We start from the raw sequence: 23,566 nt of genomic DNA, 5'->3' as shown, positions 1-23,566 counted from the left end.
GGCCTCCAGGCCGGAGACCGGCCACCCTGCGTACGGTGGGCGCGTGAGCGTCGAACTGAACACCGTCTACATCGACCGGATCGCACCGATCGCGAGTCCGTCCCTCGACGACACCTTCCGGATGCTCGACGAGCAGGGCGCCAGCGCGTGCATCGTCCTGCACCAGCCCGACGCCGAGGAACTCGGCGACGTCGCGGTCGCCCTCGGCCTGCACGAACTCGCCGTCGAGGACTCCGCCGAGGGGCACCAGCGACCGAAGCTCGAGCGCTACGGCTCGACGCTGTTCGTGGTGCTCAAGCCGGCGCTGTACAACGACCAGCAGGAAGAGGTGGCGTTCGGCGAGGTGCACGCCTTCGTCGGTGAGACCTTCTTCCTCGCCGTCGTGAAGGCCGACCCCCGCGGCAAGCAGACCGTTCCCAAGGCGCTGCAGCGGTTGAGCGGCAAGCCCGGGCTGGTGACCGTCGGCCCGCAGGCGCAGCTCTGGGCGCTCATGGACTCCATCGTCGACGGCTACGTGCCGGTGATCGACGGACTCGAAGAGGACATCAACCAGATCGAGGACCAGCTGTTCTCGGGCGAGGCCGGGGTGTCCCGGCGCGTGTACGAGCTGTTCGGCGAGGTCGTCGACTTCCAGCGTGCCGCGCGTCCACTCGTCTACATGATCGAGAACCTGCACCGCGGCGCCGAGAAGTACCACCTGCCGATCGAGATGCAGCGGCGGTTCCGCGACGTCCTCGACCACGCGATCCGGGTGGTGGAACGCCTCGACACGTTCCGGCAGCTGCTGCAGAACGCCCTGACCGTCGACTCGACCCTGGCGGCGCAGAAGCAGAACGACGACACGAAGAAGATCTCCGGCTGGGCGGCGATCCTGTTCGCGCCGACGCTCATCGCCGCGATCTACGGGATGAACTTCACGCACATGCCCGAACTCGGGTGGACGTGGGGGTACCCGCTGTCGATCGTCGCGATGGTTCTGTTCGCCGCGATCCTGTACGTGGTGTTCAAGGTCAAGCGCTGGTTCTGAGCCGCGCCGCAACCGGATTTGCAGCGGACAGCCCCGGACCGGAAAGCTCTGACGTGCAACGACGCCGACTGGAGCCCGCATGCCGCACGAACTCGTCCACCTGACCGCCGGTGGCGTCTCGCTCGTCCTGGACTGCCGCGACGACGCGCTCCCCGCCGTCGTGCACTGGGGAGCGGCACTCGGACCGCTCGACACCGACGCGCTGACGGCTCTCGCCGACGCCGACGTCACCCCGGTGTCCCCGAACGAGATGGACGACCCGGTCCGCCTGTCGGTGCTGCCCGAGCCACACCGGGGCTGGAGCGGTCGTCCGGGGCTCGCCGGGCACCGTGACGGCGCCGACTGGTCGCCGGCGTTCACGGTGACGTCGCTCGCGGTCACCGACACCGCGGTCACCGCCGATGCCGAGGACACCACCGCCGGGCTCACCGTCCGGGTCACCATCGAGATGCTCGGCTCCGGGCTCGTGCGGGCCCGCGCGAGCGTGACGAACACCGCCGACGGCGTCTACACCGTCGACGACCTGACGCTCGCGATGCCGATCCCGTCCGGGGCCCGCGAGATCCTGGACTTCGCCGGCCGCTGGGGCAAGGAGCGGACCCCGCAGCGCCGCGAACTCGTCGTGGGGACCCACCAGCGCGAGGGACGGAAGGGCCGCACCGGCACCGACGCCGCGACCGTGCTGACGGTGGGGGAGCCGGGCTTCGGCTTCGCCCACGGCCGGGTCTGGGGCGTCCACACCGCCTGGAGCGGGAACCACCGGCACCACGCCGAACGGCTCGCCACGGGCCGCCAGGTCATCGGCGGCGGCGAACTCCTGCTGCCCGGCGAGGTCCGGCTCGGCACCGGCGCCACGTACGAGGGGCCGTGGGTGTACTTCGCCCACGGGGACGGCCTCGACGACCAGGCCCGACGGTTCCACCGCTGGCTCCGCAGCCGACCGCAGCACCCGACGACGCCCCGCCCGATGACGATCAACGTGTGGGAGGCCGTGTACTTCGACCACGACCTGGCCCGTCTCGTCGACCTCGCCGAGCGTGCCGCGGCCCTCGGCGTCGAACGCTACGTGCTCGACGACGGCTGGTTCCGTGGCCGCCGCGACGACCACGCCGGCCTCGGTGACTGGTACGTCGACGAGGACGTCTGGCCGGACGGCCTCGGCCCGCTGGTCGACCGCGTCCGTGCGCTCGGCATGGAGTTCGGCCTGTGGTTCGAACCCGAGATGGTGAACGAGGACAGCGACCTGGCGCGCGCCCACCCGGAGTGGATCCTGCAGGCCGACGGTCGGCTGCCCGCGCGTTCCCGCGACCAGCAGGTGCTCAACCTGGCGATCCCCGAGGCCTTCGACCACGTGCTCGAACGGATGACGGCGATCATCGGCGAGTACGCGGTCGACGCCGTGAAGTGGGACCACAACCGCGACCTCGTCGAGGCGGGGTTCCCGGGCGGTGGCGCAGCGGTCCACGAGCAGACCCTCGCCGCGTACCGGTTGATGGCGACGCTCGGCGAACGCTTCCCGTCGCTGGAGATCGAGTCGTGCTCGTCGGGTGGCGGTCGGGTCGACCTCGGCGTCATCGAGCACACCGCGCGGGTGTGGGTGTCCGACGACATCGACCCGCTCGAGCGCCAGCAGATGCACCGGTGGACGCAGCAGCTCCTGCCGCCGGAGCTGCTCGGGTCGCACATCGCGAGCGGCCGGAACCACACGACCGGTCGCGTCCACGATCTCGCCTTCCGTGCCGGCACGGCGCTGGTCGGGCACCTCGGCATCGAGTGGGACCTGGCCGGCGCGACCGCCGACGAGTCCGCTGCACTGACCGAGTGGATCGCGCTGTACCGGGAGCTCCGCCCGCTGCTGCACGGCGGCGACCTGGTGCGCTCGGACGAGGTCGACGACGCACGGCTCGTGTACGGCACGGTCGCGCCGGACCGGCGGCAGGCCGTCTTCTTCCTCGCCAGCATCGGCCGCTCCGAGGTCTCCGGCACCGGCCGGGTCACCTTCCGCGACCTCGACCCCGACACGGCGTACCGCGTCGACCCGGTGGTCATCGGCGACGGCCACGACCTGGTGCGACCGGACTGGTGGTCCGGCCCGCGGGTGTTCAGCGGCCGGGTGCTCGGCACCGTCGGCCTGCAGCCGCCGCTCATGCCGGCCGACTGCGTGGTGCCGTTCCGGGTGACGGCCGTCTGACGGCGGGTGGTCGGGGCTCCCGGCCTGGAGGCCCGTCCCGCGTCCGGCGGGCCCGTTGCGGTCCGTCATCGGGTGCGTCCAGCCCGTTAGGCTTCCGGTCATGCCGCACTCCGGACACGCGACCCCGGTCTGGGCCCTCAAGCTCGCCGTCGTCACCGCCCTGGTGGGCGTCTCCGGCGGCATCGCCGGCATCGCGGTCTGGCTCGCGCTCCAGCTCATCCAGTTCGTCGCCTTCGGGTACGGGTTCGGTGGGCACCTCGAGGCCGCCGACGCATCGTCGGGCCTGAACCGGTTCCTCGCGCTCACGGCGGCCGGCGTCCTGACCGGGTTCGCCTGGTGGGCGCTCCGTCGGTGGGGGCGCTCGATCGTCTCGGTCACCGCGGCCGTCGACGGCAAGCGGATGCCGGCCCTGGCGACGCTCGCGAACGCCGGCATCCAGATCCTGGCCGTGGGGCTCGGCGCGTCCATCGGCAAAGAGGTCGCGCCGCGTGAGGTCGGAGCCTGGCTTGCTCAACTCGTCACCCGGCGTGCGGGGCTGACCGCACGCGAGACGAAGATCCTCGTCGCCTGCGGTGCTGCGGCCGGCCTCGCCGCCGTGTACGACGTACCCCTCGGTGGCGCGCTGTTCGCGGTCGAGGTCCTGCTCGGGGAGATCAGCTTCGCGACCGCCCTGCCCGCCTTCGCCACGAGTGCCGTCGCCGCCATCACCGCCCGGCTCGTGATCCCGGACGAGGTGCTGTACCACGTGCCCGCGATGCACCTGTCGCCGTCGCTGCTCGTCTGGGCGATCGTCGTCGGGCCCGTGCTGGGGCTCGCCGGGGTCGGGTTCGTCAAGCTGACCAACCGGCTGCAGGGCATCGCGCCGAAGGGCTGGCACCTGCTCGTCGTGCTGCCGGTGGTCTTCGCGATGGTGGGGCTCATCGCGATCCCGTTCCCGGAGATCCTCGGCAACGGGCGGGCGCTCGGCCTCGTCGCGATGAACACCACGCTCGACGACGCCTCGTTCGCCGGCCTCTCACCGATCGTCCTGCTGCTGTTGCTCGGGGTCCTGCGGACCGTGACCACCTCGGCGACCATCGGAGCGGGTGCGGTCGGTGGCACGCTGACCCCCTCGATCGCGATCGGTTCCGCGATCGGTGGCGGGCTGGGCGGTGCGTGGCTGCTGCTGTGGCCGGCCGACGGCCCGAGCCTGGCGGCCTTCGCCTTCGTCGGTGCAGCGGCCTTCCTCGCCACCACCATGCGGGCGCCGTTCACCGCCCTGGTGCTCGTCGTCGAGTTCACCCAGCAGGGCACCGACATCCTCGTGCCCTCGTTGCTCGCGGTGTCCGGTGCCGTCGCCGTCGGGTACGTGCTCGCCCGCCGTCGCAGCGCTCAGATGGTGTGAAGACCCCGAACGTTCCGGTACGGACGGCTACCCGGCGGCCTACTGTCGGCGCCAGGACGGAGCGACGGGCTCCGCACCGAGACGAGGAGCAGCCGATGGCGGGTTTCGACGACATCACGAAGAAGGCCCAGGAGTTCCTGAAGGACGGCAAGGTCCAGGACGCCCTGCAGAGCGAGAAGGCCGAGGGCGTCAGCGACAAGGTGCTCGGCGGTGTGGCCGACGCGGTCAAGAAGGCCACGGGCGGCAAGTACGACGACAAGATCGACGGTGCCCGCGACGCAGCGGACAAGAAGATCGGCAACGAGTAGCGAACGACGTGCAACGGCCCAGGACCCGGCGTGGTCCTGGGCCGTCGCCGTGCCGACTGGACGTGGTCGGGAACAACGGACACCATGGACGGGTTGCTCCGGACAGCAGCACCAGGAGGACGAGACGTGACAGTCGTGGCGCCGAACCAGCCGCTCACCGAGACCGAGGTCGAGGCGATCAAGCGGGACTTCCCGATCCTCGCGCAGGACGTGAACGGGCAGCCGTTGGCGTACCTGGACTCCGGGGCGACGGCTGAACGCCCGCGCCAGGTCCTCGACGCCGAGCGCCGGTTCCTCGAACACGACAACGCCGCCGTCCACCGCGGGGCCCACACGCTCGCGGCGCTCAGCACCGACGCCTACGAGGACGCCCGTGCCACCGTCGCCGGCTTCATCGGAGCCGCCGCCCCGACCGAGGTCGTGTGGACCGCGAACGCCACCGACGCCCTCAACCTCGTCGCCTACGGCATGGCCAACGCCAGCCGTGGCCGCGGCGGTGTCGACGCCGAGCGCTTCCGCCTGGGCACCGGTGACGAGATCCTCGTGACCGAGGCCGAACACCACGCCAACCTCGTGCCGTGGCAGGAGCTCGCCGCACTGACCGGAGCGACCCTGCGCTGGATCCCGGTCGCCGACGACGGCACCTGGACCGCCGACGACGCCGCGGCGCTGATCACCGACCGCACGAGAGTCGTCGCGTTCTCGCACGTCTCGAACGTCACCGGGATGATCGCCCCCGTCGAGCAGGTCGTCGGCCTCGCCCACGCCCGCGGCGCCCTCGTGGTGCTCGACGCCTGCCAGTCCGCACCGCACCGTCCCCTCGACGTGCAGCAGCTCGGAGTCGACTTCGCCGCGTTCTCCGGGCACAAGATGCTCGGCCCGAACGGCATCGGCGTGCTCTGGGGTCGTGCCGAGTTGCTCGACGCCCTGCCGCCGTTCCGCACCGGTGGCTCGATGATCACCACCGTGACGATGGAGGGCTCCGAGTTCATGCCGGCGCCCGAGCGGTTCGAGGCGGGCACGCAGCCCGTGTCCCAGGCGGTCGCCCTCGCCGAGGCGGTCCGCTACCTGCAGGGCATCGGCATGGAACGCGTCCGCGCCCACGAGGAGCACCTCGCCCGCCGGATGCTCGACGGTCTCGCCGCCGTGCCCGGCATCCGCCTGGTCGGTCCGCCCGCCGGGGTCCCGCGCTCCGGCCTGGTCGCGTTCGACGTCGACGGCGTGCACGCCCACGACGTCTCGCAGTACCTCGACGCGCAGGGCATCGCCGTGCGTTCCGGCCACCACTGCGCCCAGCCCCTGCACCGCCGCCTCGGCCTCGTCGCGACGAGCCGGGCGAGCACGTACGTGTACACGACCGAGCACGATGTCGACCGGTTCCTCGCAGCCGTCGCCGAGATCCGCGACTACTTCGGAGCGACCGCGTGAACGCCCTCGACAGCCTGTACCAGCAGGTCATCCTCGACCACGCGAAGGCGCGGCACGGCGACGGTGCGATGCCCGACGCGGATGCCTCGCACTTCGAGCGGAACCCCACGTGCGGCGACGAGATCACGGTGAGCCTGCGGCTCGAACCGGGCACCGACCGCATCGCCGGGCTCGCCTGGCAGGGCGACGGCTGCTCGATCTCGATGGCCTCGGCATCGGTCCTCACCGACATGGCCGTCGGCCGCACGGTGCCCGAGTTCCTCGCACTGACCGAGGAGTTCCGCACCATGATGCGCTCGCGCGGTGTCGGTGAGCCTGACGAGGACGTCCTCGAGGACCTCATCGCCTTCCACGGCGTCTCGAAGTTCGTCATGCGCGTCAAGTGCGGCATGCTCGCCTGGGTCGCGGCGGAAGCAGCCGCGCGCGAGGCGACCGCTTCCCGCTGAGCCGGCTGCGGCCACGCAAGGGGAGCGATGACCATCGAGACGGAGCGACCGGGCGCAGGCCGGGCGGACGCGATCGTGCGGGCCTACCTGACAGAGGTCGCATCGCGGTGGTACGGGCGGGCGGCGACGCCGGCCGAGGTCGATCGGGCGCTCGACGAGGAGCCGTACGACGACCTGCAGGGGGACTCCGGGGTGTTCGTCGTCGCGAGTGAAGGGGAAGCCGCTGTCGCCTGCGCCGGCGTGCGCTTCGTCGGTGCCGTCGGCGAGCTGACGAAGGTGTTCACGCTGCCGGAGCACCGCGGCCGAGGCGTCGGTTCGGCGCTCCTGCGCCACGTCGAGGACGTCTGCCGGGGACGCGGGATCACGTCGCTGCGGCTGGACACCCGCGCTGAGCTCGCCGAGGCCTGTGCGCTCTACGAGCGGCTCGGCTTCGTCCGGGTGGCGCCGTTCAACGACGATCCGTACTCGGACCGCTGGTACGCCAAGCGGATCAGCTGACGACGCCGATCTCGCGCAGCGCGTCACCGACACTGATGCGCTCGTTCCGATCCTGCGCCAGCGCCCAGCGGGCCTCCGCGCGCGCGATGGCCTGGTCGTCGAGACCGAGGAGCTCGTAGAGCCCCTCGAGCTCACGCAGTGCGAGGTGCATGAACCGCAGCGGGAACTTCCGTTCGGGGCTCGCGAAGCTCTGCTGGGCCAGCTGGTCGAGGACGCCCGGGTCGGTCTCGCGCTGTTCCATGAGCAGGACGACGGTTCGTGACCGCGTCCCCATGAGGAAGGCCGACCGCACGTTCTCGTCCGGATCGGTCGCCAGTGTGATCTCGACGGCGAGGGGGAGGTCCTCTTCGCAGGCGAGCTCCCAGCGCTGCGAGGTGTCCCCGTGGATCGCCGTGAGCATGTCCGGGTGGACGCCGAGGCCGCGCTCGCCGCGTTCCGGTCGCAGCGACGTCGGGCGGGGGTCGTCCCCGACGCCGGCGGTGGGGAAGCCGACGCCCGTGTACACGGTGTGGGCGATCGGCAGGAACTGGAGTGCCTGGTGCAGTGCGGTCGCAGCGTCCTGCACCGCGGAGGCGGTCACGTCACCGTCGGCGACCTGGAGCGCCGTGGCGTAGTCGGACAGTGCGATGTGCTGCTGCTCGATGGCCCGGGCGAACATCTCCTTGCCCCTGGCGGTGTCGCCGAGGAGCCGTGGGTCCAGTTGCATCGTGACGGCGCTCGGGTCCTGCAGGTGTCCCCGTGGTGTGCCACCGCCCGACATCATGATCTCGAACGTCTCGTCTTGCTCGTGGGCGTCGGTCACGTCGCTGACGCTACCGGCTCAGGGGAGCGTGACGACGAGCTTCCGGGCGGAGACACCGGCGCGGAGTTCGGCGAGGGCGTCCGGGATCGCGGCGAGTCCCGATCCGACGACAGATGCGGTCGGCGTCGCCCGGTACCGCCCGGTGCGGAGCGCCTCGGGCAGGAAGTCGCGGTAGATCGCGGGGCCGACCTCGGACTCCGTCGGGCGGCCGCCCCAGATCGCGGTGACGTGGACCCCGTGTCGGCGCTCGAGCCGCGCCCGGATCGTCGTCACCGGTGTCGGGTACGCCGACGCGAGTCGACCTGAGCCGGTGGCGGCTCGGACGATCGGGAGCGTGCGGGTCAGCGAACCCTGGCCGAAGGCGAGGGTGCCGGCGAGCTCCCGGTCGGCGAGTGCCTCGAGGATGCGGCGTGCGGCACCGTCGTCGCGGTAGTCGAACACGGCCTCGGCCCCGAGGTCCTGCACGAACCCGTGGTTCTTCGGCGATGCGGTGCCGATCACGGCGTACCCGGCGGCCCGGGCGAGCTGGACGGCATTGGCGCCGACGCTCGTGGACGCACCCCACACCAGGACGACCCCGGGCTGCTCGGACGTGTCGGCCGTCGGGAGCGACAGCGCGAGCTGGTCCGGTTCGAAGAGCCCGGCCGCGGCGGTCGAGACGGCGAGCGGCAGCACCGCCGCCTGCTCGGCGGGCAGGGCATCCGGAACCGGGGTCGTCACACGGTCGAGCAGCAGGACCAGGTGCTGGAAGGCGCCTTCGGCAGCACTGTTCCGGTGCTGTTCCTGCCCCGCGGCGTGACCGACGACCCGGTCGCCCACGCGGAAGCGCTCGACGTCCGGGCCGATCGCGACGACCGTGCCGGCGACGTCCGACCCGAGGACCGCGGGGAACCGCAGCTTCGGGAACACCAGGTGCCGGAAGAGCCCGCCGACGGCGTCGACCGGGTTGACGGCGACCGCCTCGGCGCGGACGACGAGTTCGCCGGGGCCGGGCTGGGGGACCGGTGCGGGCCCGACGGTGAACCGCCCGGTCGACGTGGTCCAGAGTGCTGCGTTGCCCGATGGCGACATGGTGTCCCGATCTCTTGCTCGAAGTGGGTCATGACACGACGTGTCATCGCCCAGTCAACCATGACACGACGTGTCATCACCACTACTGTGGACACATGCGTTGGTCTCCGGATGCCCGAGGGCGACTCGAGCGTGCGGCGTTCGAGCTCTTCGCCGAGCAGGGCTACCAGGCGACGACCGTGCCGCAGATCACCGCACGGGCCGGCCTGACGACCCGCACCTTCTTCCGGTACTTCGCCGACAAGCGCGAGGTGATCTTCGCCGGTGACGAGATCCCCGACCTCGCCCGGGCTGCCATCGAGGGCGCGCCGGCCGGGATCGACCCGCTCGACATCGTCGTGCACGGCCTCCGCACCGTCGCCGACGAGCGGTTCGAGGGGCGGCACGGCGAGGTCGGCTCGGTGCGGCGGCTGGTGCTGTCCGAGTCCTCGCTCCGGGAGCGCGACGCCCGGAAGCGTGCCGACCTGACGGACGCGGTGCGCGAGGCCTTCGTCCACCGCGGGCTCGATCCGTCCGAGGCGGCGGTGATCGCCGAGACGACCGTGATGCTGTTCCACCTGGCCCTCGAGGCCTGGCTCACCGGACCGTCCGAGCGCCGGATGGCCGACGTGGTCGACGAGCAGCTCAGTGCACTCCGTGGGGTGCTCGATCGGCGGCCCGCAGCGTCATGAACACGTCGACGCCGTCCTCGGTGTCGAGCACGAAGCCGTGTCGTTCGTAGAGTCGGCGAGCCGGGCTGCCCACCAGCACGTTGAGCCGCGTCGGGCCGTCGTGGGGCTCGTCGAGGACGGCGCGCAGCACGGTCGACCCGACTCCACGCCCCTGGACGTCGGGCGCGAGGTAGAAGTGTTCGACCCAGCGGACGTCGTCCTCGACCCGCACGGTGATCGACCCGACGTCGCGACCGTCGACCACGACGATGCGGGTCAGCTGCGGCTGGAACGCGTCGCGGAGGCGCTGTCGGACGCGCGTCTCGTTGAACACCCCGAGGCGCATCAGGTCGTCGCGCAGCACCACGGCCCGGAGCTCGACGAGCCACTCGAGGTCCTCGGTGGTGCTGTCCCGCAGTGCGACGTCCATCCGCTCAGCCTACGAACTCCGGTGCACCGTCATCGACCTCGTACGCTTGCCCGATGGACCGCGACGGCGTCATCGACCTTGTCGCGTCCCGCCGCGCCTCGGCCCGTGCACCGATCGTCGTCGGTGTCTCCGGCTACTGCGGATCCGGCAAGTCGACGCTGACGCGCACCCTCGTCGAGGGGCTCCCCGGCGCGGTCCGCATCCGCGGCGACGACTTCCTCGACCCCGTTCGGTCCCATCAGCGGTCGGCCGACTGGGACGGCGTCGATCGTCCCCGTCTGGTGTCGTCGGTGCTCGAACCGCACAGAGCCGGTCGGGCGAGCACGTTCCAGCGGTTCGACTGGTCGGTGCGAGCCCTCGGCCCGGCCGAGCCGCTGCCGCGGACGGACGTCCTGGTCGTCGACCTGATCGGACTCTTCCACCCCGAGGCGCTCCCGCACCTCGACGTCAGCATCTGGTGTGACGTCGACCTCGACACGGCGGTGCGTCGGGGCACGGCTCGTGATCGTGCGCTCGGGCGCAGGCACGATGCGCTCTGGCGAGATGTGTGGGGCCCCAACGAGCGTGACTTCGAGGATCGGTACGCACCGAAGGACGCCGCTTTGGCGCGCTACGCGCCCTGACGCCGCAGCGACGTCACCATGCTCCGCAGGATCTGACGGGCCTCGGTCTGCTGGTCCGCGCTCAGATCGGCGAGCATCCGCTGCTCAACCCCGCGGATCGCCGCACTCGCCTGCGCCAGGCTCCGTCGCCCGCTGTCGGTCAGCTGCGTGGGGAGTGCCTTGCCGACCGACGGTTCGGTGGCACGGGTGACGAAGCCGTCGCGCTCCAGGGTCTGCAGCAACACGTTCATCGACTGCCGGGTGACGAACGTGCCACGCGCGAGTTCGGAGTTCGACAGTCCGGGGCGCTGTGCGAGTAGTTCGAGGCAGGAGTAGTGCGTCACCGTCATGCCGAGCGGACGCAGCACGGCCTCCATCGACGCGCGGAGGGCGCTCGCAGTCTCCTTGAGCAGGTAGCCGATCGATGTCTCGAGGTGGATGCCGGTGTCGTCTTGACGCATGTCAGTAGTCTGACATAGCTTGTTCCGTGTCAGAAGACTGACACAAACCCGAGGAGCACTCCATGCCCGTCACCGGCCCCGACTTCATCTCCCTGCAGACCCGCGACCTCGATGCCTCGCAGGCGTTCTACGAGCGCTACCTCGGCCTCGTCCGCTCGCAGGCCGGTCCGCCGCACGCCGTCGTGTTCGAGACCACGCCGATCGCCTTCGCCCTGCGCGACCTGGTGCCCGGCACGGACCTCGACGCGGTGGCGCAGCCCGGCGTCGGCGCCGCGGTCTGGCTGCACGCAACGGACGTGCAGGCGATCCACGACGCGCTGGTCGCCGACGGCCACCGCATCGTCTCGGCGCCGATCGACGGTCCCTTCGGTCGGACGTTCACGTTCGCCGACCCCGACGGCTACCACGTCACGCTCCACGACCGCGCCTGAGCCCTGGAGCCGGCCACGCGCCCGGCGCGGGTGACGTGACGGACGCGGGGCGGGCCTCCAGGCCGGTGCCGGAGCCGACCGTCACGCTTCGTCACGATCCGTGACGGTCGCAGGTGTCCGACGTAGCGTCTCGACCCGTGACCACCAGCAGCGAGCACCGGCAGATCCGCTTCAACGCGTTCGACATGAACTGCGTCGCGCACCAGTCCTCCGGACTGTGGCGGCACCCCCGCGACCGGTCGCGGGACTACCGCGACCTGACCTACTGGACGGACCTGGCGAAGACGCTCGAGCGCGGCGCGTTCGACGGCATCTTCATCGCCGACGTCCTGGGCACCTACGACGTGTACGGCGGGTCGAACGAGGCCGCGCTCCGCACCGGGTCGCAGGTGCCGGTGAACGACCCGATCCTGCTCGTGTCGGCGATGGCGTCGGTGACCGAGCACCTGGGCTTCGGCATCACGGCCGGCACCGCGTACGAGCACCCGTACCCGTTCGCCCGACGCATGTCGACGCTCGACCACCTGACCAAGGGCCGGGTCGGCTGGAACGTCGTCACCGGGTACCTGCCGAGCGCCGCCCGGAACATGGGCCAGACCGACCAGCTGTCGCACGACGACCGGTACGACGTGGCGGACGAGTACCTCGAGGTCCTCTACAAGCTCTGGGAGGGCTCGTGGGAGGACGACGCCGTCGTCGCCGACCGCGAAGCCGGGGTCTTCACGGACCCGGCGAAGGTGCACCCGATCGAGCACCACGGCACGCACTTCGACGTGCCGGGCATCCACCTGTCCGAACCGTCCGTGCAGCGCACGCCCGTCATCTACCAGGCGGGCGCGTCGCCGCGCGGCATCCGCTTCGCCGCGGAGAACGCGGAAGCGGTCTTCGTGGGCGCACCGACCGTCGAGCAGCTCGCGTCGACCGTCGCGAAGGTCCGGGACGCCCTGGAGGCAGCTGGTCGCGACCGGTACGCCGCCCGCGTCTACACGTTGCTCACCGTGATCACGGACGCCACCGACGAGCTGGCCCAGGCGAAGTACGAGGACTACCTGTCGTACGCGTCGGAGCTCGGCGCGCTGGTGCTCAACTCCGGCTGGATGGGCGTCGACCTGTCGCAGTGGGACCCGGACCAGCCCCTCGGTGACGTCGAGTCGAACGCGATCCAGTCGGCGGCGGCGAACATCGCGGCGGCGACGGGGGAGGACGGATCGAAGTGGACGATCCGCGACCTGGCGCGGCAGACGGCGATCGGTGGACTCGGCCCGGTGGCGGTCGGCGGGGGAGCGACGATCGCCGACCGGCTGCAGGAGATCCAGGAGCTCACCGACATCGACGGCTTCAACCTGGCGTACGCGGTGACCCCGGGCACGTGGGAGGACGTCATCGAGTTCGTGATCCCGGAGCTCCGTGCCCGTGGGGCCTACCCGGAGGAGTACGAGCCGGGGTCGCTCCGCCAGAAGCTGCACGGCCGCGGAGACCGGCTGCCCGACGAGCACCGTGGGGCGTCGTTCAGGATCGGGAGCCGGGCGGTCGTAGGCTGATCGGGTGATCGAGTCGTCCGTGGTCGTGCGTCCTGCGACCCCGGACGAGACCGACACCTGCATCGACCTCTGGGCCGCGGCCGTGGCTGCCCGTGACGGTGCCGCAGAGGACCCGGCGGTGCGGGAGCGCGCGCGGCAGAAGTTCGCGGCGGAGCACGTCGCCTGGTTGGTGGCCCCCGGCCCCGACGGTGCGGTCGACGGCTTCGTGCTCGTGACGGCACCGGGCACCGGTCGGTCGACGGACCCGGCGGACGCCGCCTACCTGTCGTTGCTCGCGGTGCGCCCCGGGGTGCAGGCCCGCGGGGTCGGACGGTCGCTGCTGTCCGAGGCGGTGCACGACGCCCGGGCTGCCGGACACCCCCGCGTCGTGCTGCACGTGCTCGGCGACAACGACCGGGCGGTGCGGCTGTACGAGGCGGGCTGCTTCGTGGCGACGGGCGACGAGTTCGCGCACGCGCTGAGCGGGGTCACCACCCGCGTGTACGTCGCGGGCTGACCCGGCCGACGCTGGCTCCGCGGGCTGACGCTGGTTACGCGTCCTGACCGCGCACCGGCATCCACGTCGGGTAGGTCGCCGAGCGCCCGTCGCCCGACGACGTGCGGGTGATCCGGCGCTGCACCCACGGCAGGACGTACTCGCGGTAGTAGCGGAGTTCCTCGCCCAGGCGGGTCCGGGCGGCACCGGCGTCCGCGGGCTCGACCGGCGCGGGGCCGTCCAGGACCGCGTGCAGCGCCAGGTCCGCGACGCGCTGGTGCCCGGTGGCGTTCATGTGCAGCCGGTCGTCCGACCAGAACTCCGCACGGCGCAGGTGCGGGTCGCGGGAGACGTCGACGAACGGCAGACCACGGCGTCGGGCGAGGGTGCCGAGCGCCTCGGCCCAGGCGTCACCGCGGCGATTGATCAGGGACCCGAGGGGCAGGCGGGCGCTCGGGTCGGCCGGGCTGAGGAGCGCCAGGCGCGCCCCGGTGGCCTCGACGCGGTCGGCGGCGGCCTCGACCTGCCCGATCAGCGCGTCCACCTCGAAGCGCGGGCGCAGCAGGTCGTTGCCGCCGGCGCAGAAGGTGATGAGGGTCGGCGCCGGGTCGAGCGCGAGGGCGGCCTCGAGCTGGCCGTCGAGGACCCCGGCGAGCAGCCGGCCGCGCACCGCGAGGTTCGCGTACGAGACGTGGGCGTCCGAGGCTCCCGCCATCGCGCTCGCGAGTCGTCCGGTCCAGCCGGGGAACGGAGCGGGTCCGGCGTCGCCGATGCCCTCCGAGAAGCTGTCGCCGATCGCGACGTAGCGGATGGTGTCGTGCATGCGCCCATCATCGTGCACACGCCTGTGCAGGTTCCCGGCACGACCGTCGTACCGGGAACCCGCGTCAGCGAACCCTCACAGCACCGCCTTCGGCACCCGGTGCAGGGTGACCGCACCGACGGCGGCGAAGGGGTGCAAGGGGTCCGGGGCGGTGGAGCCGGTCGGCCCGCCGAGCTTCGAGTCACCGACCGCGCTGAGCACCGCGTAGGCGTCCTCGGGGGTCCAGCCGTGCTCGTCGACGAGGAACGCGAAGGCATCCTCGTACCCGCGCCGGACGCTCTCCTGCACGGGGTCGCCGAGGCCGACGAACAGCCAGTCGTCGGCGGTCTCGATGCGGGGCGCGCGGAGCACCGGGCCGCCCTTGACCAGGTCGACGGAGACGATCGCGGTGCCCTGGGCCTCGATGGCGACGAACGACGACTCGCCCTCGGCCATGAGCGCGTGGATGTCGCCGATCGACAGCAGCGCACCGGGGACCCGGACGGGCAGGGACACCGTCGAGCCGGGGCGGGCCTCGGTGACGTCCATGTTGCCGCCCTCCGGGTAGGCCGGCATGATCGTCGAGTTCTCGCCCTCGGCCGGGGCCGTCCCGATGCACCCGATCATCGGCCGGACGGGGAACCGGTGCCGGTCGGACACCTGCACCATGTCGTCCGAGATCGGGCAGCGGCGGGCGAAGACCCGGTCGCCCATCACGTGCTGCAGGGCCCCGGAGCCGGGCAGGGACACCGACCAGCCGTGCGTGGTCAGCTCGATGGCGTGGATGGTCACCACGAGGGTGTCGCCGGGTTCCGCACCCTCGACGAACACCGGGCCGGTCACCGGGTTGATCGGTGCCTGCAGCTGCGCCATGTCGTGGTGCTGGTCGAGTTCGGCGTAGACGGCGTCGGTGGTCTCGAAGCCGATGGTCTCGCCGGTGCCGGGACGGACCCGCAGCACGGGCTCCCGGTCGGCGGAGAACCCGGGGCGGCCGAGGGTGTTCGGCAGGAAGTGGTCCGGGGTCATCGGGCGTCCTCCGTCGTCGGTTCTGCTTCGGAGCCCACCTCGGTGGAACGGCCGGTGCGTCGGTAGTACAGGAACACGGCCGCGCCGACGATCAGCCAGATGATCCCGCCGACCTTCGCCTCGACCGCGGCGTTGAGCAGGACGTACCCGATGATCAGGAACCCGACCAGCGGCACGACCAGGTGCAGCAGCCAGTTGCGCGACTTGCCCTTCACGACGTGGTGCACGAAGACGGACACGTGCAGGAGCATGAAGCCGAACAGGGCGCCGAAGTTCACGAGCGACGAGATCGTGTCGATCTGCCCGACGAAGAACAGCACCAGGATCGCGGAGAGCACCGAGACGACGATGATCGCGTTCTGCGGCACCTGGCGCCCGTTGAGCTTGTGCAGGAACGCGGGCAGCTGACGGTCGCGGCTCATCGAGAAGAGCAGGCGGCTCGTCGCGGCCTGTGCGGCCATGGCGTTCGCGATGCCGACGGCGAGCACGTTGACGGCGAAGAACGCGGTCGCCCACCCGCTCGACGAAGCCTGCTCGACGATGGTGAAGAAGGCGTTGCCGGCCTCGCTGTCCGAGAACGAGTCCCGCCCCGCGGCCAGAGCGGATGCGAGCCAGGTCTGCAGGATGAACAGGAACGCCACGATCACGAGCGCCAGGATCATCGCCGTGCCGGCTCCGCCACGACGGCCGGTGGACTCCTCGGACAGCGTCGAGATGCCGTCGAAGCCCAGGAAGCTCAGCACCGCGATCGACAGGGCCGAGGCGATGAGCGGCGCCGACACCTTGGCCGGGTCCCAGATCTGCTCGGTGCCGAAGGACGCGTCGGGGATCGTGCCACCGGTCAGCGCGACGATGGCGATGACGACGAAGATCGCGACGAAGACGAGCTCGATGAGCAGGAAGATGCGGTTCGCGAGCTTGAGCGAGGACACCCCGGCCAGGTTGATGACGGTGTTGATCGCGACGAACACGAGTGCCCACAGCCAGCGGGGCGTGCCCGGGAAGATGCCGACCATGCTCTCCGCGGCGAACACGTAGAGCAGCGTCGGGACGAGCAGGTAGTCGAGCAGGATCGCCCAGCCGGCGAAGAACCCGGCGGTGGGGTGGATGCCGCGGCCGACGTAGGAGAACACGCTGCCGGCGAGGGGGATCGACTTCGCCATCTGCGCGTAGGCCAGGGCGGTGAAGATCATCGCGACGAGGCCGACGAGGTACACCAGCGGCACCATGCCGCTGGAGGCGTTGTAGACGGTCCCGAAGATCGCCCAGGGGGCGATCGGGACCATGAAGACCAGGCCGTAGATGAGCAGGTCGGTGGTGGAGACGGAGCGCTTGAGCTCCTGCTTGTAGCCGTAGGCCTCGAGCTGCTGCTGTGCGGAGAGCTCGCTGTGCTGCTGCGACATGTCGGGTTCCGTTTCGGGTGGAGGGAGGGACGGGTGCGGCGGTGGGGGTGGGGACTGCTTGCCTGGAGGCGCGGGGCGGGCCCGTCCCGCGCCTCCAGACCGAAGGTGGCCGGGTCAGGCGTGGTCGTGCGCGGCCAGGAAGGCCGCGACGACCCGGCGGAACTCCGCCGGCTGCTCCAGGTGCGAGCAGTGGCTCGCACCGGGGAAGACGTGCTGCTGGACGTCTGCGATCCGCTCGATGAACGGCGCCCACGTGGCGGGCGTGGCCTCGTCGTGCTCGCCGGCGACGACGAGCGTCGGCACGGCGACGCGGTCGAGCCGGTCGACGATGGTCCAGTCACGCATCGTGCCGATGACGTGGAACTCGTTCGGGCCGTTCATCGTGTGGTAGACCGTCGGCTCGCGCTCCATCTGCTCCTCGGAGTCGACGAAGTCCTGCGGCATCGGGACCACGCGGCAGACGTGCCGCTCGTAGAAGACCTGCGTCGCCGCCAGGTACTCGGAGTCGTCGACGGTACCGGCCGTCTCGTGCCGGGTCAGGGCGTCCTGCACGTCGGAGGGCAGCTGCGCGCGGAGCTCGGCGGCGCCGTCGACCCAGAGCTGCATCGACGCGGGGGAGTTGCAGATCGCCAGCGACCGGAGCCCCGCGGGCTGCTGCACCGCGATCTCGGCGCCGAGCATGCCGCCCCACGACTGCCCGAGCACGTGGTGGTCGCCGAGCCCGAGGTGCTCGACCAGGGCGGCGTACTCGTCGACGAACAGCTGCGGCTGCCAGGTGTCGACCGGCGCGTCCGGGCGGTGGCTGCTCCGGCCGCAGCCGAACTGGTCGTGGTGGACGACGGTCCGGCCGGTCTCGTCGGCCAGGGCCGCGAGGTTCCGGAGGTAGTCGTGGGCCATGCCGGGCCCGCCGTGCAGGACGACGAGGGGCAGCGCGCCCGCGACCGGGGTGTCGGGCGTGGTGACCCGGTACCAGGTCTCGCCGTCGCGGAACGGCATCGTGGATTCGGTGATGCTGGACATGGGGGTCAGCATGGAGCGGAAAAAGGTCCCACGCAATACCTTTTCTGCTGCCTTAACGTGGTCGTAACACCGCGAAGGGGGTCCGTGTGTCCGATCGTGCGACCGAGACGCGCGTCGACGAGGTCGAGGACCGCCTCGTGACCGCCGTCGCCGTGGGTGAGTACCTGCCCGGCGCGAACCTGCCGCCGGAACGCGAACTGGCCGGCCTGCTCGGCGTCGCCCGGGTCACCGTGCGCGGTGCGATCGCGCGGCTCGTCGAACGGGGGCTGCTCGAGACCCGTCGAGGCCGGGGCGGCGGCACGTTCGTCCGCACCGAGTGGCCGGACAGCTCATCGGACGCCGTCGGACGGGTGCTGCTCGCCCGGTGGGAGGCGATCCAGGACACCGCCGACGCCATCGCGCTGCTGCACGGGGCGCTCGCGACGGCCGCCGCGGAACGGGTCACCCCGGACGACGCCGCCCTGATCCGTGCACGGCTCGAGGTGTTCCGCGACGCCACCTCGGGGCTCGAGAAGCAGCAGGCCGACGCCGTGCTGCACCGGACGATCATCGACGCCGCGCGGAACGACGCCCTGCGGACGGTGCTCGCCGGGTTGGAGGCGCAGATCTCCATCGCCGCTCCGGCGCACCTGTGGGGCACGGCCGAGGGCATGGCGGAGATGGAGACCCGCGCGCTCCACGAGCACGAACTGCTGGTGGACGCGGTGTGTTCGGGGCGGGCGCCCGAGGCGGGCGTGGTCGCCCGGCAGCACGTCGGGATCGACGTCGAACTGCTCGAACGGGCCGTACGGCGGACGGGGCAGGTGCCCCGCCACTGAGAGGACGGTCTGTCGGTCGGTGTGTTGGTCGGTCGGTGCGGCGAACGGTCGTCAGTGCACGGCGGGCGCCGGCACCGGGTAGACGTCGTCGGGCATCGGCCACGGCGCCCACTTCGGCCGCGGCGCGTACACCAGGTACGGCTGCGGCGTCGGGTAGCTGACGAGCTCGAGCGTCGACCCCCACGGCGTGCGCGTGTAGACGAACCGGTTGCCGGCCCCCGCCTCGTCACCACGCAGGTCGCGCGGGTCGGAGTTCCGGGTGCCGCCGGCCGCCTCGACCCGGGCGAGCGTCTCGTCCAGGTCGTCGGCGTACATCGCCAGGTGCTGCCACCCCAGGTCGGACGGGTGTGCGGCGTTCCGCTGCTCGGGCCCCAGGTACTCGAACAGCTCGAGCCCCGGCCCCTCCGGCAGCGCGAGCATCCGCATGGCCCCCTGCGCCATGGTGCTCGGGATGCCGAGGTAGCCGTGCGCCTCGGAACTGCTGTTCGGCGTCTCGTCACGACGCCGCATGTCGTACAGGACGACGGCGTCGAACGCCGCCTCGAAGAACTGCGTGGCTGCGTCGATGTCCGGCACCGTGACGCCCACGTGGTCGATCCTGATTCCCCTGCTCATGGTCGATTCGTACCACCGGCGGTCCCCGCGGCTCGGGTCGGGGCGGGGTCCGTGCGGGGTCGGTGCCCATCGATGCGGCAAGCCGCACCGCGGCTCCTGGCGCGGTCGGCGCCGGTCTCGGCGACCGTCCCGGAACGGTCGTTCCAGGACGGGGTGCGGGACACACGACCGTTACACGAGGGAAACGGCGGGGGCGAAGTCGCTCCGTAGCTTCGTGCTCAAGCACGCACCGCCCCGCTTCCCACTCCCTCGGAGGACGCCATGGCTACCGACATCGCGACACCAGTCGCCGCGCCCCACGCCCCCACCACGACCGCCGCTCCCGCCCCAGCGGGTGCCGGTGTCGTCAAGCCCGGGTACGACCCGGCGCTCACGAACGAGGACCTCGCCCCGCTGCGCGAGCAGCGCTGGACGAGCTACAACTTCTTCGCCTTCTGGATGTCCGACGTGCACTCGGTCGGCGGCTACGTCACCGCCGGGTCGCTCTTCGCCCTCGGCATCGCGAGCTGGCAGGTGCTCATCGCCCTGGTGGTCGGCATCCTCATCGTGCAGGTCTTCGCCAACCTGGTCGCGAAGCCGTCGCAGCGCACCGGCGTGCCGTACCCGGTGATCAACCGCGCGGTGTTCGGGGTGCTCGGCGCGAACGTCCCCGCCATCATCCGCGGCCTCATCGCGATGGCCTGGTACGGCGTGCAGACCTTCCTCGCCGCCCAGTCGCTGAACATCATCTTCCTCAAGTTCATCCCGGCGTCGGCGGGGCTGCTCGACCACTCGTTCCTCGGGCTGTCGGCCCTGGGCTGGATCTCGTACGCGATCCTCTGGGTGGCACAGGGCGCGCTGTTCTGGATGGGCATGGAGGCGATCAAGCGGTTCATCGACTGGGCCGGACCGGCGGTCTACGTGGTGATGATCGTGCTCGCGGTCTACCTGGTCAGCCAGGCGGGCATCGGCAACATCTCGTTCACCCTGTCCGTCGGCGAGCCGCTGTCGTTCGGGGCGTCGATCCCGGTGATGCTGTCCGCGGTCGCCCTGGTGGTCAGCTACTTCTCCGGCCCGATGCTGAACTTCGGTGACTTCTCGCGCTACGGCCGGTCGTTCCGTGCGGTCAAGCGCGGCAACTTCTGGGGTCTGCCGATCAACTTCCTGTTCTTCTCGGTCCTGACGGTCCTCTGCGCCAGCGCGACGGTGCCGGTGTTCGGCAAGCTCATCACCGACCCGATCGAGACCGTGCAGGCCATCGGAGCACCCTTCGCGATCCTGCTCGGCGGCCTGACCTTCGTCACCGCGACCGTCGGCATCAACATCGTGGCGAACTTCATCAGCCCCGCGTTCGACTTCTCGAACGTGGCACCCCGGAAGATCTCGTGGCGGGCCGGGGGCATGATCGCCGCGGTCGGCTCCGTGCTCCTCACCCCGTGGAACTGGTACGGCAACGACCAGGCGATCCTGTACACGCTCGGGGTGCTCGGTGCGCTGATCGGCCCGCTGTTCGGCATCCTCATCGCGGGCTACTACATCGTCGGCAAGCAGCGCATCGCGATCGACGACATGTACTCCACGAGCCGCACCGCCCGGTACTGGTACCGCGGCGGGTTCAACCCGAACGCCATCTGGACCCTCGTGGTCACCGGCGCGATCTCGGTGGCGAGCGCGGTCCTGCCCCCGGCACTCGGCGTGCTGCCGTGGCTGGCGAGCTACAGCTGGTTCATCGGGTGCGGCCTGGGCCTCGTCGTCTTCTGGGCGCTCGAGCGTGCCCGGCCGAGCATGCCCGTGCTCGACGCGGACGACCCCTCGGTCGACGACGGCGCAGCCGTCGGTCGCGCCTGACCCCCGGCGTCGCGGCCCGTCCTCCACAGGGCGGGTCGCGGCGCTCGGTCGTCCACAGATCCACACCACGGCCGGGAGGCCCGCCCCGCCCCCGCCACGATGGTCACCACCCAGCACCACCGGTTCCACCGCTCCACTCGCTCCACCGGAAGGACCCCGATGCGCATCCGCGTCGTCAACCCCAACACCACCGCGTCGATGACACGGGCGATCGGCGTCGCGGCCCAGGCCGCCGCCGCTCCCGGCACGCTGGTCGAAGCGGTCGAACCCTCGATGGGGCCGGCATCGATCGAGAGCCACTACGAAGAGGCCCTGGCCGTGCCCGGGTTGCTCGAGCAGATCGCCCGCGGGGAGCAGGACGGGGTGGACGCCTTCGTCGTCGCCTGCTTCGGGGACCCGGGGCTCGACGCCGCGCGGGAGCTCGCGACGGTGCCGGTGATCGGGATCGCCGAGGCCGGGTTCCACGCCGCCGCGCTGCTCGGCCGGCGGTTCGGCGTCGTCACCACCCTGGCGCGGACGACCGGCCGCGCCCACGAGCTCGCCCAGCGCTACGGCTTCGCCCCGCTCGTCACCGAGATCCGGGCGTGCGAGGTCCCGGTGCTCGAGCTCGACGACCCCGAGTCCGGTGCACGGGCGCTCGTGATCGAGGAGTGCCGAGCGGTCATCGACGGGGGAGCCGACGCCGTCGTGCTCGGGTGCGCGGGCATGGCCGACTTCTGCGCCGAGGTCTCGCAGGCCATCGGAGCGCCGGTCGTCGACGGCGTCGCGGCGGCCACGGTCCTGGCGGAGTCGCTCGTCCGGCTCGGGTTGTCCACGGGCAAGCGCGGCGAGTACGCCCTGCCGCCGGTGAAGGCGATGTCGGGGCTGCTGGCGGGCTTCGAACGCCACCCCGCGGCGGTCGCGACGGCCGGGGCGGGCGCGTGACGGGCCTCCCGGCGGGCGACACGGCAGACCTGGTCGTCCGCGCGCAGCGAGCCTGGGTCGACGGGGCGTTCCGCCCGGCTGCGGTCGTCGTCCACGACGGCCGGGTCACCGGCGTCCTGCCCGTCGACGCGGTCGTCGACGCCGTGCAGGACCACACCGTGCCGGACGGGCAGGTGCTGCTCCCCGGACTCGTCGACACGCACGTGCACGTCAACGAGCCCGGCCGCACCGAGTGGGAGGGCTTCGCGTCCGCGACCCGGGCCGCTGCGATGGGCGGCGTCACCACGATCGTGGACATGCCGCTCAACTCCATCCCCGCGACGACCACGGTCGAGGCGCTCGCCGTCAAACGTGCGAGTGCCGAGGGCCGGGTGGCGGTCGACGTCGGGTTCTGGGGTGGCGCGGTCCCCGCGAGTCTCGGGTCGCTCGACGCCCTGCACGACGCCGGCGTCTTCGGGTTCAAGTGCTTCACGGCGCCGAGCGGTGTCGACGAGTTCCCGCACCTCGATCCCGAGCAGATCCGCGCCGCGATCGCCGAGGTCGCCCGGATCGACGCCCTGCTGATCGTGCACGCCGAGGACCCGGAACACCTCGTGCCGCACCGGGCGCTCGGTGGTCGGTACGCCGACTTCCTGGCCACCCGGCCCGGCGCCGCCGAACGGTCCGCGATCGCGCAGGTCATCGACGGCGCGCGGGCGACCGGTGCGCGGGTGCACGTGCTGCACCTGTCCGACGCGGGCGCGCTGCCGATGCTCCGTGCTGCGAAGGACGACGGCGTGCGGATCACGGTCGAGACCTGTCCGCACTACCTGTCGTTCGAGGCGGGCACGATCCCGGACGGCGCGACCGCCTACAAGTGCTGCCCACCGATCCGCGACGACGCCAACCGCGACGCGCTGTGGGCCGGTGTGCTCGACGGCACGATCGACCTCGTCGTGTCGGACCACTCGCCCTCCACCGCGGACCTGAAGACCGACGACTGGGGCCTCGCCTGGGGCGGGGTCGCCGGCCTGCAGGTCGGGTTCCGGGCGGTGTGGACCGAGGCCGAGCGTCGCGGGATCCCGCTCGAGGCGCTGCTCCCGCTGTTCACGACCGGTCCGGCCGCCCTGGTCGGGCTGCGCGACCGCGGGGTGATCGCTCCCGGTGCCCTGGCGCACTTCGCCGTGTTCGACCCGTCCGCCGAGTCCGTCGTCGACGTCGCCGGGCTCGAGCACCGCAACCCGGTGTCCGCGTTCGACGGGCTCCGCGTGCGCGGCAGCGTCACCGAGACCTGGCTCCGCGGCCGTCGCATCGCCACGGCGGACGGCGGCGTGGTCGGCGCCGAGGGGCAGCTGGCCGGACGACCCGTGCTCGCGGCGGAAACACCCCTGTAACGATCGTTCCGGT

General features: G+C 71.6%; 25 protein-coding genes. 16 read left to right on the top strand and 9 right to left on the bottom strand.

All coding sequences use genetic code 11. From position 1 onward, the window contains the following. Window positions 1–43 precede the first annotated feature (43 nt). The 7 genes from DEJ08_RS13510 to DEJ08_RS13480 all read left to right on the top strand — a co-directional run bounded on the left by DEJ08_RS13510 (window position 44) and on the right by DEJ08_RS13480 (window position 7,282). A complete protein-coding gene (locus DEJ08_RS13510; RefSeq protein WP_111029980.1) occupies window positions 44–1,027 on the top strand; it encodes a magnesium and cobalt transport protein CorA in 984 nt (327 codons plus the stop codon). Between the two features lie 79 nt (window positions 1,028–1,106). Then, window positions 1,107–3,218, top strand: coding sequence for an alpha-galactosidase (locus tag DEJ08_RS13505; protein ID WP_111055304.1), 2,112 nt, complete (start codon window positions 1,107–1,109; stop codon window positions 3,216–3,218). 100 nt (window positions 3,219–3,318) lie between these two features. Next, complete coding sequence (locus tag DEJ08_RS13500) at window positions 3,319–4,602, top strand: chloride channel protein (RefSeq protein WP_071405054.1); 1,284 nt, start codon at window positions 3,319–3,321, stop codon at window positions 4,600–4,602. A gap of 95 nt (window positions 4,603–4,697) precedes the next feature. Then, window positions 4,698–4,910, top strand: coding sequence for an Rv0909 family putative TA system antitoxin (locus DEJ08_RS13495; RefSeq protein WP_071247674.1), 213 nt, complete (start codon window positions 4,698–4,700; stop codon window positions 4,908–4,910). Between the two features lie 135 nt (window positions 4,911–5,045). Further along, on the top strand, window positions 5,046–6,338 hold the full coding sequence (locus tag DEJ08_RS13490) for an aminotransferase class V-fold PLP-dependent enzyme (RefSeq protein ID WP_111055303.1): 1,293 nt from the start codon (window positions 5,046–5,048) through the stop codon (window positions 6,336–6,338). Further along, complete coding sequence (gene sufU, locus DEJ08_RS13485) at window positions 6,335–6,784, top strand: Fe-S cluster assembly sulfur transfer protein SufU (RefSeq protein ID WP_111038180.1); 450 nt, start codon at window positions 6,335–6,337, stop codon at window positions 6,782–6,784. Before DEJ08_RS13490 ends, sufU begins: the two co-directional genes overlap by 4 nt. A 27-nt stretch (window positions 6,785–6,811) precedes the next feature. After that, window positions 6,812–7,282, top strand: a complete 471-nt coding sequence (locus DEJ08_RS13480; protein WP_111055302.1) for a GNAT family N-acetyltransferase — start codon at window positions 6,812–6,814, stop codon at window positions 7,280–7,282. On the opposite strand, the gene DEJ08_RS13475 is transcribed toward DEJ08_RS13480, so the two are convergent. Beyond that, complete coding sequence (locus DEJ08_RS13475) at window positions 7,275–8,084, bottom strand: hypothetical protein (protein WP_111055301.1); 810 nt, start codon at window positions 8,082–8,084, stop codon at window positions 7,275–7,277. The two genes, DEJ08_RS13480 and DEJ08_RS13475, sit on opposite strands and share 8 nt — an antisense overlap. Window positions 8,085–8,102: 18 nt before the next feature. After that, window positions 8,103–9,155, bottom strand: a complete 1,053-nt coding sequence (locus tag DEJ08_RS13470) for a zinc-binding alcohol dehydrogenase family protein (RefSeq protein ID WP_111055300.1) — start codon at window positions 9,153–9,155, stop codon at window positions 8,103–8,105. 95 nt (window positions 9,156–9,250) lie between these two features. Between DEJ08_RS13470 and DEJ08_RS13465 the strand changes: the two genes are divergently transcribed. After that, window positions 9,251–9,826: a TetR family transcriptional regulator gene (locus DEJ08_RS13465; protein WP_111055299.1), complete on the top strand. Its 576-nt coding sequence runs from the start codon at window positions 9,251–9,253 to the stop codon at window positions 9,824–9,826. Here DEJ08_RS13465 and DEJ08_RS13460 read toward each other — a convergent pair. After that, the gene (locus tag DEJ08_RS13460) at window positions 9,780–10,235 is read right to left on the bottom strand and encodes a GNAT family N-acetyltransferase (protein WP_111055298.1); all 456 of its coding nucleotides are present in this window, start codon (window positions 10,233–10,235) and stop codon (window positions 9,780–9,782) included. The genes DEJ08_RS13465 and DEJ08_RS13460 overlap by 47 nt on opposite strands. A 53-nt stretch (window positions 10,236–10,288) precedes the next feature. Here DEJ08_RS13460 and DEJ08_RS13455 point away from each other — a divergent pair, with 53 nt between their 5' ends. After that, window positions 10,289–10,858, top strand: coding sequence for a uridine kinase family protein (locus DEJ08_RS13455; RefSeq protein WP_111055297.1), 570 nt, complete (start codon window positions 10,289–10,291; stop codon window positions 10,856–10,858). Here DEJ08_RS13455 and DEJ08_RS13450 read toward each other — a convergent pair. Next, window positions 10,846–11,298 carry a MarR family winged helix-turn-helix transcriptional regulator gene (locus DEJ08_RS13450; RefSeq protein ID WP_111047250.1) on the bottom strand — a complete coding sequence of 151 codons (453 nt, stop codon included), beginning with the start codon at window positions 11,296–11,298 and terminating at the stop codon, window positions 10,846–10,848. The genes DEJ08_RS13455 and DEJ08_RS13450 overlap by 13 nt on opposite strands. Before the next feature lie 62 nt (window positions 11,299–11,360). Here DEJ08_RS13450 and DEJ08_RS13445 point away from each other — a divergent pair, with 62 nt between their 5' ends. From DEJ08_RS13445 to DEJ08_RS13435, 3 genes are all read left to right on the top strand, one after another. Beyond that, window positions 11,361–11,729: a VOC family protein gene (locus DEJ08_RS13445; protein ID WP_111032077.1), complete on the top strand. Its 369-nt coding sequence runs from the start codon at window positions 11,361–11,363 to the stop codon at window positions 11,727–11,729. Window positions 11,730–11,866: 137 nt separating this feature from the next. Next, complete coding sequence (locus DEJ08_RS13440; protein ID WP_220035468.1) at window positions 11,867–13,270, top strand: LLM class flavin-dependent oxidoreductase; 1,404 nt, start codon at window positions 11,867–11,869, stop codon at window positions 13,268–13,270. A gap of 4 nt (window positions 13,271–13,274) precedes the next feature. Next, window positions 13,275–13,766 carry a GNAT family N-acetyltransferase gene (locus tag DEJ08_RS13435; protein ID WP_111055296.1) on the top strand — a complete coding sequence of 164 codons (492 nt, stop codon included), beginning with the start codon at window positions 13,275–13,277 and terminating at the stop codon, window positions 13,764–13,766. A 34-nt stretch (window positions 13,767–13,800) separates the two neighbouring features. Here DEJ08_RS13435 and DEJ08_RS13430 read toward each other — a convergent pair whose 3' ends face one another. The 4 genes from DEJ08_RS13430 to DEJ08_RS13415 all read right to left on the bottom strand — a co-directional run bounded on the left by DEJ08_RS13430 (window position 13,801) and on the right by DEJ08_RS13415 (window position 17,996). Beyond that, window positions 13,801–14,568 (bottom strand): SGNH/GDSL hydrolase family protein, encoded by a 768-nt coding sequence (locus DEJ08_RS13430; protein WP_258367245.1) that lies wholly within the window; start codon window positions 14,566–14,568, stop codon window positions 13,801–13,803. A gap of 75 nt (window positions 14,569–14,643) precedes the next feature. After that, entirely contained in the window at window positions 14,644–15,573 is a 930-nt protein-coding gene (locus DEJ08_RS13425; RefSeq protein ID WP_111029990.1) for an acetamidase/formamidase family protein, read from the bottom strand. Next, on the bottom strand, window positions 15,570–16,976 hold the full coding sequence (locus DEJ08_RS13420) for an APC family permease (protein WP_071405068.1): 1,407 nt from the start codon (window positions 16,974–16,976) through the stop codon (window positions 15,570–15,572). The genes DEJ08_RS13425 and DEJ08_RS13420 overlap by 4 nt, the downstream gene beginning before the upstream one ends. 114 nt (window positions 16,977–17,090) lie before the next feature. Further along, window positions 17,091–17,996, bottom strand: coding sequence for a proline iminopeptidase-family hydrolase (locus DEJ08_RS13415; protein WP_258367040.1), 906 nt, complete (start codon window positions 17,994–17,996; stop codon window positions 17,091–17,093). An 86-nt stretch (window positions 17,997–18,082) separates the two neighbouring features. Between DEJ08_RS13415 and DEJ08_RS13410 the strand changes: the two genes are divergently transcribed. After that, window positions 18,083–18,814 carry a FadR/GntR family transcriptional regulator gene (locus DEJ08_RS13410; RefSeq protein WP_111054415.1) on the top strand — a complete coding sequence of 244 codons (732 nt, stop codon included), beginning with the start codon at window positions 18,083–18,085 and terminating at the stop codon, window positions 18,812–18,814. A gap of 51 nt (window positions 18,815–18,865) precedes the next feature. Here the strand turns inward: DEJ08_RS13410 and DEJ08_RS13405 are convergent, their stop codons facing one another. Beyond that, complete coding sequence (locus DEJ08_RS13405) at window positions 18,866–19,429, bottom strand: VOC family protein (protein WP_035808811.1); 564 nt, start codon at window positions 19,427–19,429, stop codon at window positions 18,866–18,868. A 261-nt stretch (window positions 19,430–19,690) separates the two neighbouring features. Here DEJ08_RS13405 and DEJ08_RS13400 point away from each other — a divergent pair, with 261 nt between their 5' ends. The 3 genes from DEJ08_RS13400 to allB all read left to right on the top strand — a co-directional run bounded on the left by DEJ08_RS13400 (window position 19,691) and on the right by allB (window position 23,553). Further along, complete coding sequence (locus tag DEJ08_RS13400) at window positions 19,691–21,256, top strand: NCS1 family nucleobase:cation symporter-1 (protein ID WP_111054414.1); 1,566 nt, start codon at window positions 19,691–19,693, stop codon at window positions 21,254–21,256. Window positions 21,257–21,415: 159 nt separating this feature from the next. Next, entirely contained in the window at window positions 21,416–22,180 is a 765-nt protein-coding gene (locus tag DEJ08_RS13395) for an aspartate/glutamate racemase family protein (protein ID WP_111054413.1), read from the top strand. Continuing rightward, window positions 22,177–23,553, top strand: coding sequence for an allantoinase AllB (allB, locus tag DEJ08_RS13390; protein WP_181438976.1), 1,377 nt, complete (start codon window positions 22,177–22,179; stop codon window positions 23,551–23,553). The genes DEJ08_RS13395 and allB overlap by 4 nt, the downstream gene beginning before the upstream one ends. Window positions 23,554–23,566 lie beyond the last annotated feature (13 nt).

Source organism: Curtobacterium sp. MCLR17_054, from assembly GCF_003234335.2.
GTDB classification, from domain to species: Bacteria; Actinomycetota; Actinomycetes; order Actinomycetales; family Microbacteriaceae; genus Curtobacterium; species Curtobacterium flaccumfaciens.
Note: the sequence above shows the minus strand (reverse complement) of the source record. Positions and strands in the feature narration are given on the sequence as shown.